Origin of the sequence: Pseudomonas sp. S30_BP2TU TE3576 (assembly GCF_050436025.1) — a bacterium.
Lineage (GTDB): Bacteria > Pseudomonadota > Gammaproteobacteria > Pseudomonadales > Pseudomonadaceae > Aquipseudomonas.
In genome coordinates this window covers 1,818,215-1,833,831 of record NZ_JBNDLK010000001.1, presented here as the reverse complement: position 1 = coordinate 1,833,831, position 15,617 = coordinate 1,818,215, and the positions used below count along the sequence as shown (strand labels likewise).

The following is a 15,617-nucleotide window of genomic DNA, read 5'->3' as shown; positions in this document are numbered from 1 at the left end:
CCCACCGCGTTGTCTATCTCTCTGCCATCGCTTTTCCACTGGCCCATTGAAGGTCGTTAGGGAGATTTTCGTTCTCATGATTTGCCGTTCGTTGCCTGCCGTTTTTGCCCTGCTGTTCGCAACACCGCTGTTGGCCGCTCCTGCCAGCCAGCAGACGCTGTTCAACTTTGTGCGCCCCGCCGACGTGGTTCAGGTGGCGACTCAGGACGCCAGCTTGCCGCAGTCCAACGCCGAGCAAACCCCTGAAGGCGAAGTGCTGCGCCGGGTGACGTTCAACCCGGTCGCCCGGCCGACTTTACGCCTGACCCCGCAAACCGGTGCCTGGGACTGGTCGCAGTCGGGCGTCATGAGCCTGCGGATCCAGAGCGCGATGAACTGGGCCTTGACCCTGTACGTAACCATCCAGAGCAACGACGGCAAGACACTGGTCAGCCGCGTCGATCTGCCGGCGGGGCCTGCGCAGACCCTGTTGGTGCCTTTGCAAGCGACATCACCGCTGAGCCAGGGCATGAAGGCTGGCCCGCCGATGCCGATGACTGTCGAGGGGCAACGTGTGTTGCTGGCCAGTAGCGCCGGTGAGCTGGATCGCAGCCAGGTGGTGTCCGTGACTTTGTCGATGGACCAGCCGAAAGCCGCGCAAAGCATCCTGCTGGAGCGCTTTGGTGTGCAGGACGGCGAGTCGGTCACCCAAGCCGTGTATGGCGGGTTGGTGGATGCATATGGCCAGTCGACCCGGGCCAAATGGCCGGAAAAAGTCAGCAGCGACGAACAACTTAAAGGTGCCGCTGGCAAGGAGCAGCAGCAACTGAAAACCTGGCTGGCCGAGCGCGAAAAGTCCTCCCTGGATAAATTCGGTGGTTTGAGCAAGGGCCCGTCATTCAAGGCCAGCGGCTTTTTCCGCACCGAGAAACGCGATGGTCGCTGGTATCTGGTGACGCCGGAAGGGCACCCGTTCTATTCCCTCGGGGTCAACACCGTGGCCCCGGATGTCAACCAGACCTACGTTGCCGGCCGCGAGTGGATGTTCGAATCCCTGCCCAAGGCTGACGAAGCACTCGCCAGCCACTACGGCGAAGGCGACAACCGTGGCGGCAACGGTGCCGATCAAGGGCGCGGCTACAATGCCGGGCGCTGGTACGACTTCTACGGTGCCAACCTGCAGCGACTGTATGGCGATCCGTGCGCGAAGGGCAGCGATACCAAGGCGGGTGTCGCCGCCGCAGCCAAGGCTGATGCAGTTGAGGCGACGGCGGCCAAGGCGGCGGAGCAACCCCCAGTTCCTTCGACTGCCGAGTCCGGCGTCGCCGAAGCGGCCAAGACCGAAGCGACGGTAGCGATAGCCGCTGAGCCAAAATCTGTCGAACCGTGCAAGGCACTGTTCGACGAGCAGCGCTGGGCCAGTCATACCCTTGACCGCTTGCAGGCCTGGGGCTTCAACACCATTGGCAATTGGAGCGCACCCGTTCTGGGCAATGCTGATCGCGTGCCGTACACCTTGCCGCTATCGATCGTCGGTGACTACGCCAGCATCAGCACCGGTGCCGACTGGTGGGGTGGCATGCCCGACCCGTTCGACCCGCGTTTTGCCATGGCCACCGAACGTGCCGTGGCCATTGCCGCCCGCGATCATCGCGACGATCCGTGGCTGATCGGTTACTACGCCGACAACGAACTGGCCTGGGCCGGTCCCGGCGATGACCCGAAAGCCCGTTATGCCTTGGCCTATGGCACTTTGAAACTGACCACCGACGTGCCGGCCAAACGTGCGTTCCTCAAGCAACTGCGCGACAAGTACCGCAACCAGGCAGGCCTGTCGAAAGCCTGGGGCATTGATCTGCCAGCCTGGGAGTTGATGGAAGACCCAGGTTTCGTGCCGCCGTTGCCAAGCGCCGAGCATCCGGAAATCGAAGCCGACTTCAAATACTTCCAGAAGGTCTTTGCTGACACTTATTTCAAGACCATCTCCGACTCACTCAAATGGCACGCGCCGAACCAGATGCTGCTCGGCGGCCGTTTCGCCATCAGCACGCCGGAAGCCGTGGAGTCCTGCGCCCAGTATTGCGACGTGTTGAGCTTCAACATGTACACCCTGCAGCCCCAGGATGGTTACGACTTCGCCAGGCTGCGCAGTCTCGACAAACCGGTGCTGATCACCGAATTCAATTTCGGCTCGGCTGATCGTGGCCCGTTCTGGGGCGGCATAACGCCGTTGGCGAAGGAGGAGGACCGTGGTCCGGCGTACGCCAACTTCCTCAAGCAGGCATTGAGCGAGCCGTCGATTGTTGGTGTGCATTGGTTCCAGTACCTCGATCAACCGGTCACCGGGCGCCTGCTTGACGGTGAAAACGGTCACTTCGGGTTGGTGGGCATCACTGATCTGCCGTTCCAGGGCTTTGTCGACAGCGTGCGCAAGAGCAATCTGGCGACGGTCGAGCATTTGGCCAAAGAAGCCGAGAAGGTTGCGGCCGCCGCCGACAAAGCCAGCCACGATGTCGAGGGCGGCAGGAAAGCCGAGGCCGGCAAGGGACCGGGGAAGGGCGCTGGTGGGCATTCCGGGAAAGGCCATTAATCGCTAAAACCGCGTCATCGTTCTTCGCGAGCAAGCCCGCTCCCACCTTCGACCGTATTCCTTCTGGAAGAACATGGTCGAAGGTGGGAGCGGGCTTGCTCGCGAAGGCGTCTATACGGATGCGATAAATTTCCGATCAGTTTTATGAGTGACTGACCATCCAGCCCAACCCTGTTCCCAAAACCCTCAAGGGCTGGAACAATGCCCGCCACTTTGTAGAGCGTTAATCCGGGGAGTTACGGGTGCAGATTCAGGGTCATTACGAGCTTAAGTTCGAAGCGGTGCGAGAGGCGTTCGCAGCACTGTTCGACGATCCCCAGGAGCGTGGCGCAGCGTTGTGCATTCAGGTCGGTGGCGAAACCGTCGTTGATCTGTGGGCCGGCACTGCCGACAAGGACGGGGCCGAGGCCTGGCACAGCGACACCATTGCCAATCTGTTCTCCTGCACCAAGACCTTTACCGCGGTCACCGCGCTGCAACTGGTGGCCGAAGGCAAGCTGCAACTGGATGCCCCGGTTGCGCGCTACTGGCCCGAATTCGCCGCCGCCGGCAAAGAGTCCGTCACCCTGCGACAATTGCTCTGCCATCAGGCCGGTCTTCCGGCATTGCGCGAGTTACTGGCCCCCGAAGCCCTTTACGATTGGCAAACCATGGTCGACGCCCTGGCCGCCGAAACGCCGTGGTGGACGCCTGGCGAAGGCCACGGTTACGCGGCGATCACTTATGGCTGGCTGGTCGGCGAATTGCTGCGCCGTGCCGATGGTCGTGGACCGGGTGAATCCATCGTGGCGCGGGTCGCCAAACCGTTGGGCCTGGATTTCCATGTCGGCCTGGCCGATGAAGAGTTCTATCGCGTGGCCCATATCGCCCGGGGCAAGGGCAATGTCGGTGATGCTGCCGCCCAGCGCCTGCTGCAAGTAACCATGCGTGAGCCAACGGCCATGACGACCCGGGCGTTCACCAACCCGCCGTCGATCATGACCAGCACCAACAAACCCGAGTGGCGACGCATGCAGCAGCCGGCCGCCAATGGCCATGGCAATGCCCGCAGCCTGGCCGGGTTCTACGCCGGCCTGCTCGACGGCAGCCTGCTGGAAAGCGAAATGCTCGATGAGTTGACTCGCGAGCACAGCCTGGGCGAGGACAAGACTTTACTGACCCGGACCCGTTTTGGCCTGGGTTGCATGCTCGACCAACCCGACGTTGCCAATGCCACCTTCGGCCTTGGCTCGCGGGCGTTTGGCCATCCGGGTGCCGGTGGCTCCATCGGTTTTGCCGACCCGGAGCACGATGTGGCCTTCGGATTTGTGACAAATACCCTGGGACCTTACGTCTTGATGGACCCGCGCGCGCAAAAGCTGGTGCGGGTTCTGGCCACTTGTCTGTAAAAGCGGCTATCGGGTTCCAGGGCTGGAACCCGATAGCCTTTCCAGTTTCAAAGCGTCTGCTTCTACCGGCCAATGTGGCCTGTTTTTTTTGACTTCATTTTTGTGGATATCCAATGTCATCCAATAAAACCCTCGCTTTGGCCCTGTGCTTCGCTATTACCGGTTGCGCACAGACTCCGCAGAAAGATGCGACGGCACCTGTCGCCAAGACTGAAAGCAGCAGCCACTGGTACTGGCCATTCAGTTCCGACGACAGCGCCGGCAAACCCGCGGTCAAGCCGGAGGTAAAACCTGAAGTCAAACCCGTTGCGGTGGCCAAGTCCGGAACCGATAGCGGTAGCAAGTGGTACTGGCCGTTCGGCGGTAGCGAACAGAGCGCCGCCAAGGCCGTGCCGATGCCAGACCCGAAAGTCACCCAGGCCTGGCTTGACGACTACGAACCGCGTCTGCGCGAGGCGGTCAAGGGCAGCAACCTGCAACTCGAGCGCCGCGAAAACGTACTGGTGGTGACCGCGCCGGTCGAAGGCTCGTTCAACCCTGATCGTCCGGCCATGCTGCTGCCGGTCACACTCGGACCGTTTACCCGCGTGGCTAAAATCCTTGAAGCCGATCCAAAGACTGCTGTCTTGATCCTCGGCCATAGCGATACGTCCGGCGCGGCGCCTGCCAACGTCAAACTGAGCCAGGAGCGTGCCCAGGCCGTCGCGGCGATTTTCCGTCTCAGTGGTTTGCAGCGTGATCGCTTGATGCTGCGTGGCTTGGGTGGTGATGCACCGCGTGCCGCCAACGACAGCGCGCAAGGGCGCGCGTTGAACCGCCGCGTGGAACTGCTGGTGACCCCGCAAAACACCATGGTCGCGCTGCTGAGCAAGTACAACATGCCGGCGCCAGCCCCTGTGACCATGGTCGCTGCCCCTGACATCAAACCGGTCGCCAAGCCTGTTACACCGGCCCCGGCCGCTAAAAAAGCGACCGTCCCGACCACGAAAAAAGCACCAGCCAAAAAAGCACCGGCCAAGAAAACACCCGCGAAAACCGCAACGCCGGCAAAGAAGACCGTGCCAGCCAAAGCCGCCGCGGCTGACAAGAAGGTTGTCGCCACCGATACTGCTAAGCAGTGATTCGTTAACCAAAAGGAATGCGCCATGACCCAGGGCCTGGCTGATATGCGTCGTGACTACACCCGTGATGGCCTGACCGAGGCACAAGCACCGGCTGAGCCGTTTGCGCTGTTCCACCAGTGGTTCGCCGACGCGGTGAAAACCGAACAGGCACCCGTGGAAGCCAACGCCATGACCCTGGCCACCGTCGACCAGGACGGTCGACCACACTGTCGCATTCTGTTGCTCAAGGGCCTGGACGAACAGGGCTTCACCTTTTTCACCAACTACGAAAGCGCCAAGGGGCAGCACCTGGCCGTGAATCCGTTCGCGGCCATGACGTTTTTCTGGCCGGCGCTGGAGCGCCAGGTGCGTATCGAAGGGCGGGTGGTGAAGGTGACGCCTGAGGAGTCTGACGCCTATTTTCAGGTCCGTCCGCTGGGCAGTCGCCTCGGCGCCTGGGCATCGCCGCAGAGCCGCGTGATCGCCGATCGTAGCGAGCTCGAAACGCTGCTCAAGGACACCGAGCAACGTTTCAGCGACACCCAGCCGCACTGCCCTGAACACTGGGGCGGTTATCGCTTGCTGCCGGAACGCATCGAATTCTGGCAGGGCCGCCCAAGCCGTCTGCATGACCGTCTCAATTACCGCCGGCAGGGCGCCGACTGGACTCTTGAACGTCTGGCACCCTGAGCCGTCTAGCGACCGGGATAACCTGCCGCAGCGGCCTCCAGCCACTTCGGCAAGTCTCGACGCTTGATCTTCTGCGCCTGAGCACTCGCCAATTGTTCGAGCATGAAGGTTTTTTTCTGCTCGTCTTTGCCGGCCAGCGCTAGCGCCAGGTCGCGGTCCATCCAGCGTTTGATCCGTACGTACAGCCACCCGTGGAAATACAAACCGGCAAGCGTCGTGACGACGATGATAAAGTAGTCCATGAAAGTCCTTGGCCAGTGGGGCGGCTTTCTGATTTTGCCACTACTGTGTGAGTTCGTGGAGGCGTCTTAACGGAGCCTGAATCAAACCAACTTTACTCCGGTGGTGTCGTGACAGGCGTCAAGCTGTGGAGTTTAATGAATATCTGTTTTTTTGGAGTTGATGCTATGCGTAAGTCTGTTCTGTTGGTTGCTTCCTTTTCCACGATGGCGATGCTGCTCACTGGCTGCCAATCGAGCCTGAGCGGTGACTCCTATTCCCGTGACGAGGCGCGTCGCGTGCAGACCGTTCGCATGGGCACCATCGAAGCATTGCGCCCGGTGAAAATCGAAGGCACTAAAACCCCGATCGGCGGCGCTGCAGGTGCAGTGGTCGGTGGCGTTGGCGGCAGCTCCGTTGGTGGCGGCAAGGGCAGTATCGTTGCCGCGGTCATTGGCGCAGTCGCCGGCGGCCTGATTGGTTCGGCCGCGGAAGAAGGCCTGACCCGCACCCAGGGCGTGGAAATCACCGTACGCGAAGACGATGGCAGCATGCGCGCCTACGTCCAGGAAGTTCAGCCAAACGAAGTATTCCGTGTTGGCGAGCGTGTGCGCATCGCCAGTGTGGGTGGCACCAGCCGCGTTTCGCACTAAGCGGAAATACGGGTAAAAGAAAAACCCCGATCAGGAGACTGGTCGGGGTTTTTACGTTCTGAAGCAGGTGGTCGAATGCTTTAGCATCTAAACGTTGCAACTGAGCTGGAATATCAACGCTGGATTATGAATTTTCTTTCCCAGTATTCTTTCCAGAGCCTCAAGCTGTTCGGATGTCAGGTCGTATCCTTCCCACCCCTGTTGGTCCGACGTCCACCCCATAATTGTTTTCAGCTCTTGGTCGCACCCATTCGGTAACTTTTCTTCGAATACGAGGAATTCGCTTTCTCTATCGAAGGCTTCAATTATGTAGATCATGGTTCTACTTTCCTGGTGCTATCTGCAGGTTTGGTTTGCTCGCCCGTTGTCGGATTAAATTCACCGATATGACGGCCACGTTTGTCATACATTTCGACCATTCCATGCTGCGAGTCCCATTCAAAAATTAATCCTTTTGGAGTTTTCCAGCGCCGCCTGAGACCACCGCCGCCTTTAACTGCTGTTTTACGAGGAGCTTTAGTCGCATTAGGAAATGCGGCAAGCCCTGTCGGCGCGGGATGGTATTTGTGGTTAGAAACACTCACCACAATATAAACCGGCCTAACCTCCGACCCCACCGGAAACACCAGAATGAAATCCTTGTAATCCGGCGGATAAACCGGATCGACGATGATGTTGTCAGCCTGTTTCGTCGGCGGAAAAACCCAGATATGCGGTGCTTGGGGTGCGGCTTGCAGGGCGGGGATGCCGAGGGTGTCGGAGCCGTCTTCGGCCGGGGTCCAGATCAGTTCGATGCCTTCGCCGAGGTCGGCGACGTATTGGCTGTCGCGTGAAGTGAGCTGTACGACATCGACCATTTCCCAGTCGCGATTCCTCCCGGTATAGAAGGCGTAACCCTTGAGGCTGCCGTCGGCTTGTTGCTCGATCTGCAGGCGCACGCGGGTGCGGGCTTGTTTGAGGGCGCGGAGCTGGTCTTCGGTGTAGAGGGCGCTGTCGCCCAGGCTGGGTGTCCAGAACAACGCGACCAGCCCGGCCAATGTCGCGGTAGCCGCAGTTCCGACGGCACCGATGGCCGGGGCGGCGAGATCCGGAGCGCTCAGGGCCAGGCGGCCAACGCCTAGCGCAACTGTGCTGCCACTGATCCGTTGCAGATTCAGCACACCGTCGTCGTCGACGTTGCGGCCGCCAAGCCAGGCGATTTCGCCGTAATCCCCGAGGCTGTCGGTCGGCACCATGCCAGAAGGATTGGTGTAGTCGATGATGGCGTCAGGCAGCTTGCAGGACTTGGCGAATACGCAACCTGCGCGAGCCATTTCCACTTTTTTCGCCGCGACGTCGCGACGGTCCATGTAAGCCTGCTGCCTGGCGAGCATGGCCTCGTAGGCCTTTTGCCGGGCTTCCCGCGTGGCGAGTTCGCTGGCCGTCATGGGGCGCCAGGTGACGTGGTGCCCGTCACCCGACGGCGGGTTTTTAATGAGGGGAATGTTCTTGGTGCCAGCCACTGTTCGTCCTTGGTCGCGTCCATCGGCAGCCCCTTAAAGGGGGCTGCGCGACGTTAACCAAGGTGATTGAGTGTGGCTGTAGGACGCGTCTCGAATGACGCCAGGATTTGTCGCTGTTTTTCAGGAGGCCAGTGCGGTGCTTTTGCGACTCGCCATCGCCGTCACGGCATAACCGATCAGCGCAGCCAGGATGGAGCCAGTCAAAATGCCCATGCGATCCATCCCGGCGAAATCACTCACGCCCGGCTCGAAGGCCAGCGAGCCGACAAACAGACTCATGGTGAACCCGATGCCGCAGAGAATCGCCACGCCCAGTATCTGGCCCCAGTTGGCGCCTTGGGGCAGGGCGGCGATACCGGTCTTCACCGCCAGCCAGGTCAGGCCGAAGACACCGACGGTTTTGCCCAGCAGCAGCCCGATGGCGATGCCCATGGGTACGTGGTGGGTGAAGCTTTCGACGGTGACGCCGCTCAGGGACAGGCCGGCATTGGCGAAGGCGAACAATGGCAGGATGCCGTAGGCCACCCACGGATGCAGGGCGTGTTCCAGGGTCAGCAGGGGCGAGGGTTCGGCATTTTTCGTGCGCAACGGAATGCAGAAGGCCAGGGTCACGCCGGCCAGCGTGGCGTGGACACCGCTCTTGAGCACGCAGACCCAGAGAATCAAGCCAACGATCATGTAGGGCCCGAGTTTCACCACGCCCAACCGGTTCATCCCGATCAGTGTCGCAATACAGGCCGCAGCCAGCGCCAGGGACAGGGTCGACAGCGCGCCGGAATAGAAGATCGCAATGATGATGATCGCGCCGAGGTCGTCGATGATCGCCAGGGTCATCAGGAACAGCTTCAGCGAGACCGGAACCCGTTTACCCAGCAGTGCCAGCACGCCAAGGGCGAACGCGATGTCGGTGGCGGTCGGGATTGCCCAGCCGTTCAGGGCCGGTGGCGTGTCGCGATTGAGGTACCAGTAGATCAGCGCCGGCACCACCATGCCACCAATGGCGGCGGCACCGGGCAGGACGATTTGCGACGGTTTGGACAGCTGGCCGTCGAGGACTTCACGCTTCACTTCCAGGCCGATCAGCAGGAAAAACAGCGCCATCAGGCCGTCGTTGATCCACAGCAGCAACGGCTTGGCGATTTTCAGCGCGCCGATCTGGGCCACCACGGGGGTGTCCAGCAGGCCGTTGTACAACCACGACAGCGGCGAGTTGTTGATGATTAGAGCCAGAACGGCAGCGGCGATCAGTAACAGACCGCTGGCAGCTTCCAACTGAAAGAAACGCGTGAAAGTGCTACGCAGAGGCAAGGTCGCTCTCCATCTGTGAGTTCAAAAGGTGTTACACCCTAACAAGTACTGTTAGTTGTTAAAACAAAAGTTATATTCTTTTTTGTTATATACCGTTACAGGGTGATCCGTCAGCTGCGACCTGAGCCTAGCAGTTGCCGGGCGTATTGAACCTCAGCTGTACCTGTGCTGGATGTAGGTTTTTTCCTAAGCTTGTTGGATGAGCCTTGTTAAAAGGCCGACTCCTGCCCGATTCAACGAGAAAACCATCATGAGCGACAACCGACAGTGGTCCCGCGAAGCGATCCGGATCATCGAAGCCGATTTCCAGCGCAGCGCCGACACCCACTTGATCCCCTTGCCGCTGCCGGGTTTTCCGGGCATCGAGTTGTATTTCAAGGATGAGTCCAGCCACCCCACGGGCAGCCTCAAGCACCGCCTGGCTCGCTCGCTGTTCCTGTATGCGCTGTGTAACGGCTGGCTCAAACCCGGAGCGCCGGTCATTGAAGCTTCCAGCGGTTCCACGGCGATTTCCGAAGCATATTTCGCGCGCATGCTGGGCTTGCCGTTCATTGCGGTGATGCCAGCGACCACGTCCAAAGAAAAGATCGCGCAAATCGCCTTCTATGGTGGCCAAAGCCATCTGGTGGACGATCCGACCCAGATCTACGCCGAGTCCGAGCGTCTGGCGCGTGAGCACGACGGGCATTTCATCGACCAGTTCACTTATGCCGAGCGCGCCACCGACTGGCGGGCGAACAACAACATCGCCGAGTCGATCTTTCATCAAATGCGTTTCGAGCAGCATCCCGAGCCGAGCTGGCTGATTTCCAGCCCAGGCACTGGCGGCACCACGGCCACGTTGGGCCGATACGTGCGCTATCGCCAGCATTGCACCCGTGTGCTGTGTGCCGATGCCGAGCGTTCGGTGTTCTTCGATTACTACCAGACCGGCGATGCCAGCCTGCGCCTGGATCACGGCTCGCGCATCGAAGGCATTGGCCGGCCGCGTGTGGAAGCGTCGTTTCTGCCCAAGGTGATCGACGCCATGGTCAAGGTGCCGGATGCACTGTCACTGGCGGCCATGCACTACCTGGCCGAGCGTCTGGGGCGGCATGTGGGCGGGTCGAGCGGGACCAACCTGATCGGCGCCTTGATGGCCGCTCAGCACATGAAAGCGGCTGGGGAGACGGGGTCGATGGTGGCGATTCTGTGTGACAGCGGCGAGCGTTACGCCACGACCTATTACGATCCGGAGTGGCTCAAGGCCCAGGGGTATGAGTTGAGTGGTTCGATGGCTGCGGTGGCCGCGACGGTGGAGAAAGGGGAGCCGCTGCCGGACTCGGTTTTGCGCGCCAATATCTGAAATCCATCTGACACAGAAAGCAATGTGGGAGCGAGCTTGCTCGCGATAGCGGTATCACATTCAACACTTATGTTGATTGATCTACTGCTATCGCGAGCAAGCTCGCTCCCACAGGGTTTTGTGTTGTTTCAGATTGCTAGAATCAGGCCTCGAGACCGAGGATGTCCCGGGCCACTGCTTCTGCAATGCGAATTCCGTCGACACCCGCCGACAGAATCCCGCCCGCATAACCGGCACCTTCACCGGCCGGGAACAAGCCTTTCACGTTCAGGCTCTGCATCGACTCATTGCGGGTAATACGCAGCGGCGAGGAGGTGCGGGTCTCGATCCCGGTCAACACCGCGTCGTGCAGCGAGTAACCGCGAATCTGCTTCTCGAATGCCGGCAAGGCTTCGCGAATCGCTTCGATGGCGAACGCTGGCAAGGCCAGGGCCAGATCGCCCAAGGCAACACCCGGCTTGTAGGACGGCTCGACACTGCCCAGTTCGGTGGACGGTTTGCCCGCGATGAAATCGCCGACCAGTTGCGCCGGGGCTTCGTAGTTGCTGCCGCCCAGCACAAAGGCGTGGGATTCCAGGCGCTCCTGCAACTCGATACCGGCCAGTGGGCCGCCCGGATAATCGACTTCCGGGGTGATGCCGACGACGATCCCGGAGTTGGCATTGCGCTCGTTACGCGAGTACTGGCTCATGCCATTGGTCACTACGCGGTTCGGCTCGGACGTCGCCGCCACCACGGTGCCGCCCGGGCACATGCAGAAGCTGTAGACCGACCGGCCGTTCTTGGCGTGGTGCACCAGTTTGTAGTCGGCGGCGCCCAGTTTCGGGTGGCCGGCGTACTTGCCCAGGCGTGCGCGGTCGATCAGCGACTGCGGGTGCTCAATGCGGAAACCCACCGAGAACGGCTTGGCTTCCATGAACACGCCACGGCCGTGGAGCATGCGGAACGTGTCGCGGGCACTGTGGCCGAGGGCCAGGATCACGTGTTTCGAGTGGATTTGCTCGCCGCCACTGAGTTCGACGCCGATCAGTTGGCCGTCTTCGATCAACACGTCGGTGACCCGCTGCTGGAAGCGCACTTCGCCGCCGAGGGCGCGAATCTGCTCACGCATGTTTTCCACCACACCGGTCAGGCGGAACGTACCGATGTGCGGCTTGCTGACATAGAGGATTTCTTCCGGTGCACCGGCCTTGACGAACTCGTGCAGGACTTTGCGGCCGAGGAATTTCGGATCCTTGATCTGGCTGTAGAGCTTGCCGTCGGAGAATGTCCCCGCGCCGCCTTCGCCGAATTGCACGTTGGATTCCGGGTTGAGCACGCTTTTGCGCCACAGGCCCCAGGTGTCCTTGGTGCGCTGGCGCACTTCGGTGCCACGTTCAAGGATGATCGGCTTGAAGCCCATTTGCGCCAGCAGCAGCCCGGCGAAAATCCCGCACGGGCCGAAGCCGACCACGATCGGACGCGTGCTCGGATCGGTCGGCGCCTGGCCGACCATTTTGTAGCTGACATCCGGTGCCACGTTGACGTTACGGTCATCGGCGAACTTGTTCAGCACCGCCGCCTCATCGCGAACTTCAAGGTCGATGGTGTAGATGAAGCACAGCTCGGAGGACTTTTTACGCGCATCGTAGCTGCGCTTGAACAAGGTGAAATCGAGCAGGTCATCGCTGGCAAGCCCTAAGCGCTGCACGATGGCAGGGCGCAGGTCTTCATCGGGATGGTCGATCGGCAGCTTGAGTTCGGTGATTCGTAACATGGCGGGATCCGGTTCGCGGGGCGCACAACTGCGCCAGGGCGTTTGAAGCCGGCGATTATAAGCCGCAATGGCGCAGTCCCGTGAGGCTTAAACGATCAGTCGTCGCGCGATCCGCCGAAATACCCGCAACCGCGCTGCACCTGGCCGTTGATACGCAGTTCGGCACTCATGTGCTGGATGCTGCCAGTGCCGCTGTCGACGCAACGTTGCGGTGCGACCCACAACTCGATGTGCTGATTGTTGGCTTCGGTGCTGAGGTTGAAGCGGCCGTCGCCCAGTTGTTCTTCGACGTAGGGCACGGCGAGGGGAGGCTGACCGGCGCGGTCGATGACCATGCCTTTACCGCTGACTTTCACGCTCCATTCCGGGGCGTGGCCGGCGGCGCGCAGGATCAGTTGCTTGAAATTCGGATCGTCGCACGCGCTGCCCGATCGTTCGACGCGGTACAGCTGCTCCAGATCGAGCTGGCCGTCACCGCCGCTGCCGGCCACAACCCGCCCGCGCACGTCGGTAAACAGCTTGCCCTGCTTATCCGCCAGGCTTGCGGACTGTTGCAGGACGCTGGTACCGCCCGTGTCGTTGACCACATAGCGGTTTGCCTGGTTGCACGGCTGGAACACCAGTTTGCCGTCAGCCGCGGTCAACTGGCCTTGCATGCGTGTCTGGCCGACATGGGAGGCGCTCTGCCGCTCACCCTCGAACAACTGGCAAGCGGCGAACAGCGGAAGCAGGGCAATGAGGACTAAGGAACGGGCAACACGCATCTTTGGGTCTCCTGACAAGTGCCGCCACGTTACTCAGGCTGACCGTTCACCACAACCCATGAGTTGGACTTGTCACCGGAGCGAAGCTGCGCAAGTAACATTCGGCTTTACTTCAGGCACCAGGGCGAGAGGGACTTTGCCGTAACCTCGTCGACCTTTCTGTGAGAGGAGGTCGTATGAAAAGTGCAGGCAAGCTGGTTTTTGCAGTGTTAGCAATGTTGGGGGCGCTACAGTGTCTAGCGGCAGAAATCGCGTTTTCATCGGAGACGGACTTTACCGAAATGACGCTGGAACTCAGACGGGCTGACAATGCGAATCCGGATAGCATGGGGCTAATAGTGAAGCTAAGCCCCGACGCGCAGCGCCGATTGGCCCTCGTAACGCACCAGGAAATGCATAATTACTTGCAGCTTTCGATCAACGGCATAGCGGTATCGAACACGATGATTCATTCGGTGATCGAAGGCCCGGGGCTGATGATAGTCGTGCCGCGCAAAATTGCCCGCGATCTTCTGCCCACATTGCTGGAGCCTTCGACACCCTGATGCGACGCTGAAGCAGCGCCGCATGCCGAGCCAGTTCAACCCACGTGAAACGTCTGGCCCGTCTGCAACCCTTCCACACTTTTGGCGTAGGCCAATGCCACATCCGCCGCAGGAACCGGCTTGAAGCCGCGGAAGTACGGTGCGTATTTGCCCATGGCTTCGACCAGCACGTTGGGGCTGATCGAGTTCACGCGCAGGCCACGTGGCAGCTCGATGGCGGCGGCGCGGACGAAACTGTCCAGCGCGCCATTGACTAGCGCTGCCGAGGCACCGCTGTAAATCGGATCGTGGCTGAGGACACCGCTGGTGAGGGTGAACGAGGCGCCGTCATTGGCGAATTCGCGGCCGATCAGCAGCAGGTTGACCTGGCCCATCAGTTTGTCTTTCAGGCCCAGGGCAAAACTTTCTGCGGTCATTTCGTTGAGCGGCGCAAAGGTCACGTTGCCGGCGGCACACACCAGCGCATCGAATTTGCCGGTCTGCTCGAACAGTTTGCGAATCGAGGCGCTGTCGCTGATGTCCACCTGAAAGTCGCCGCTGGTGCGACCGATGCGGATGATTTCGTGGCGTGGGGACAGCTCCTTGTCGACTGCCGAACCGATGGTGCCGTTTGCGCCGATCAAAAGAATTTTCATAGGGGTGATCCTCGTGTGGGTTGAACGAGGTTTTAGTTTAGGGTGGTTTTTTCTTGGGATAAGCGCACTAATAGGCAACCTTTGGTTTTCAAATGGAAACAATCCGTGAGCGAGATGGATGACCTGGCCGCGTTCGCCGTATTGATCGAAGCAGGAAGTTTCACTCTGGCGGCGCAGCAGCTCGGTTGCAGCAAAGGCCAGTTGTCCAAGCGTATCAGCCAGTTGGAAGCGCAGTTTTGCGTGGTGCTGTTGCAGCGTACCACCCGCCGCTTGAGCCTGACCGCGGCCGGGGCTGCGTTGTTGCCTCAGGCCCAGGCACTGGTGGTGCAAGTCGAGCGGGCGCGTCAGGCCCTGGCGCGTCTGAAGGACGACATGACTGGTCCGGTGCGGATGACGGTTCCGGTGTCGCTCGGGGAAACCTTCTTCGATGGCCTGTTGCTGGAGTTCTCCGCCAAATACCCTCAGGTGCAGATCGAACTGGAGCTCAACAACAGTTACCGCGATCTGTCCCGTGACGGCTTCGACCTGGCGATTCGCTCGGACGTGGCCATTGACCAACGACTGGTGGCGCGTCCACTGCTGGCGTGGCAAGAGTTGACCTGTGCCAGCCCGGCCTATCTGGAGCAATACGGTGAACCGCAAACGCCCCAGGCGCTGGCCGGGCATCGCTGCCTGCTCAACAGCCATTACAGCGGCCGTGAAGAATGGTTGTATCACCAGCAGCACGAGTTATTGCGGGTAAAGGTGTCGGGGCCGTTCGCCAGCAACCACTACAACCTGTTGAAGAAAGCCGCACTGGTCGGCGCCGGTATTGCGCGCCTGCCATCCTACTGTTTGCCAACAGAACTGGCCGACGGGCGTTTGCGATGGCTCCTGCGCGATTATCAGACCCGTAGCATGCCGATGTACCTGGTGCATCCGTATCAGGGTGGGTTGCCCAAGCGCACGCAGGTGCTGGCGGATTATTTGATTGGCTGGTTCAAGCGCAGTGGGGAGGTGTTGGACCGCTTGTAATGGATTGCATAAAACCTGTGGGAGCGGGCTTGCTCGCGAATGCGGCGTGTCAGACAACAACAATGTCGACTGACCCTCCCTATTCGCGAGCAAGCCCGCTCCCACAAGGGATCTTCAACGTTGTGG

Annotated in this window: 15 protein-coding genes; 8 read left to right on the top strand and 7 right to left on the bottom strand. The window is 60.4% G+C overall.

Annotation, left to right across the window (positions count from 1 at the left end):
• Positions 1 to 76 precede the first annotated feature (76 nt).
• From ABIA48_RS08370 to pdxH, 4 genes are all read left to right on the top strand, one after another.
• Positions 77 to 2,569, top strand: a complete 2,493-nt coding sequence (locus ABIA48_RS08370) for a beta-galactosidase (RefSeq protein ID WP_429487875.1) — start codon at positions 77 to 79, stop codon at positions 2,567 to 2,569.
• A 242-nt stretch (positions 2,570 to 2,811) separates the two neighbouring features.
• Positions 2,812 to 3,957 (top strand): EstA family serine hydrolase, encoded by a 1,146-nt coding sequence (locus tag ABIA48_RS08365; protein ID WP_007992393.1) that lies wholly within the window; start codon positions 2,812 to 2,814, stop codon positions 3,955 to 3,957.
• 113 nt (positions 3,958 to 4,070) lie between these two features.
• Positions 4,071 to 5,078: an OmpA family protein gene (locus tag ABIA48_RS08360; protein WP_429487872.1), complete on the top strand. Its 1,008-nt coding sequence runs from the start codon at positions 4,071 to 4,073 to the stop codon at positions 5,076 to 5,078.
• 24 nt (positions 5,079 to 5,102) lie between these two features.
• Positions 5,103 to 5,750 carry a pyridoxamine 5'-phosphate oxidase gene (gene pdxH / locus ABIA48_RS08355; protein WP_429487870.1) on the top strand — a complete coding sequence of 216 codons (648 nt, stop codon included), beginning with the start codon at positions 5,103 to 5,105 and terminating at the stop codon, positions 5,748 to 5,750.
• 5 nt (positions 5,751 to 5,755) lie between these two features.
• On the opposite strand, the gene ABIA48_RS08350 is transcribed toward pdxH, so the two are convergent.
• A complete protein-coding gene (locus tag ABIA48_RS08350) occupies positions 5,756 to 5,992 on the bottom strand; it encodes a hypothetical protein (protein ID WP_429487869.1) in 237 nt (78 codons plus the stop codon).
• A 165-nt stretch (positions 5,993 to 6,157) separates the two neighbouring features.
• On the opposite strand from ABIA48_RS08350, the gene ABIA48_RS08345 reads away from it, so the two are divergent.
• Entirely contained in the window at positions 6,158 to 6,622 is a 465-nt protein-coding gene (locus tag ABIA48_RS08345) for a glycine zipper 2TM domain-containing protein (RefSeq protein ID WP_429487867.1), read from the top strand.
• An 87-nt stretch (positions 6,623 to 6,709) separates the two neighbouring features.
• Here the strand turns inward: ABIA48_RS08345 and ABIA48_RS08340 are convergent, their stop codons facing one another.
• The 3 genes from ABIA48_RS08340 to nhaA all read right to left on the bottom strand — a co-directional run bounded on the left by ABIA48_RS08340 (position 6,710) and on the right by nhaA (position 9,432).
• Positions 6,710 to 6,940 carry a DUF7683 domain-containing protein gene (locus ABIA48_RS08340; protein ID WP_007992401.1) on the bottom strand — a complete coding sequence of 77 codons (231 nt, stop codon included), beginning with the start codon at positions 6,938 to 6,940 and terminating at the stop codon, positions 6,710 to 6,712.
• Positions 6,937 to 8,124, bottom strand: coding sequence for a colicin E3/pyocin S6 family cytotoxin (locus ABIA48_RS08335; RefSeq protein ID WP_429487865.1), 1,188 nt, complete (start codon positions 8,122 to 8,124; stop codon positions 6,937 to 6,939). Before ABIA48_RS08335 ends, ABIA48_RS08340 begins: the two co-directional genes overlap by 4 nt.
• A gap of 120 nt (positions 8,125 to 8,244) precedes the next feature.
• Complete coding sequence (gene nhaA / locus ABIA48_RS08330; RefSeq protein ID WP_429487863.1) at positions 8,245 to 9,432, bottom strand: Na+/H+ antiporter NhaA; 1,188 nt, start codon at positions 9,430 to 9,432, stop codon at positions 8,245 to 8,247.
• 247 nt (positions 9,433 to 9,679) lie between these two features.
• Here nhaA and ABIA48_RS08325 point away from each other — a divergent pair, with 247 nt between their 5' ends.
• Positions 9,680 to 10,777, top strand: a complete 1,098-nt coding sequence (locus tag ABIA48_RS08325) for a PLP-dependent cysteine synthase family protein (protein WP_429492817.1) — start codon at positions 9,680 to 9,682, stop codon at positions 10,775 to 10,777.
• Between the two features lie 142 nt (positions 10,778 to 10,919).
• Here ABIA48_RS08325 and ABIA48_RS08320 read toward each other — a convergent pair whose 3' ends face one another.
• Both ABIA48_RS08320 and ABIA48_RS08315 read right to left on the bottom strand, forming a co-directional pair.
• Positions 10,920 to 12,533 (bottom strand): NAD(P)/FAD-dependent oxidoreductase, encoded by a 1,614-nt coding sequence (locus tag ABIA48_RS08320; RefSeq protein ID WP_429487861.1) that lies wholly within the window; start codon positions 12,531 to 12,533, stop codon positions 10,920 to 10,922.
• A gap of 95 nt (positions 12,534 to 12,628) precedes the next feature.
• Positions 12,629 to 13,297, bottom strand: coding sequence for a COG3650 family protein (locus ABIA48_RS08315; protein WP_429487859.1), 669 nt, complete (start codon positions 13,295 to 13,297; stop codon positions 12,629 to 12,631).
• 176 nt (positions 13,298 to 13,473) lie between these two features.
• Here ABIA48_RS08315 and ABIA48_RS08310 point away from each other — a divergent pair, with 176 nt between their 5' ends.
• On the top strand, positions 13,474 to 13,842 hold the full coding sequence (locus ABIA48_RS08310) for a hypothetical protein (protein ID WP_429487858.1): 369 nt from the start codon (positions 13,474 to 13,476) through the stop codon (positions 13,840 to 13,842).
• Positions 13,843 to 13,877: 35 nt separating this feature from the next.
• On the opposite strand, the gene ABIA48_RS08305 is transcribed toward ABIA48_RS08310, so the two are convergent.
• Positions 13,878 to 14,477 carry a short chain dehydrogenase gene (locus ABIA48_RS08305; protein WP_429487855.1) on the bottom strand — a complete coding sequence of 200 codons (600 nt, stop codon included), beginning with the start codon at positions 14,475 to 14,477 and terminating at the stop codon, positions 13,878 to 13,880.
• Positions 14,478 to 14,582: 105 nt separating this feature from the next.
• Here ABIA48_RS08305 and ABIA48_RS08300 point away from each other — a divergent pair, with 105 nt between their 5' ends.
• Positions 14,583 to 15,491: a LysR family transcriptional regulator gene (locus ABIA48_RS08300; protein WP_429487853.1), complete on the top strand. Its 909-nt coding sequence runs from the start codon at positions 14,583 to 14,585 to the stop codon at positions 15,489 to 15,491.
• The last annotated feature ends 126 nt before the right edge of the window (positions 15,492 to 15,617 follow it).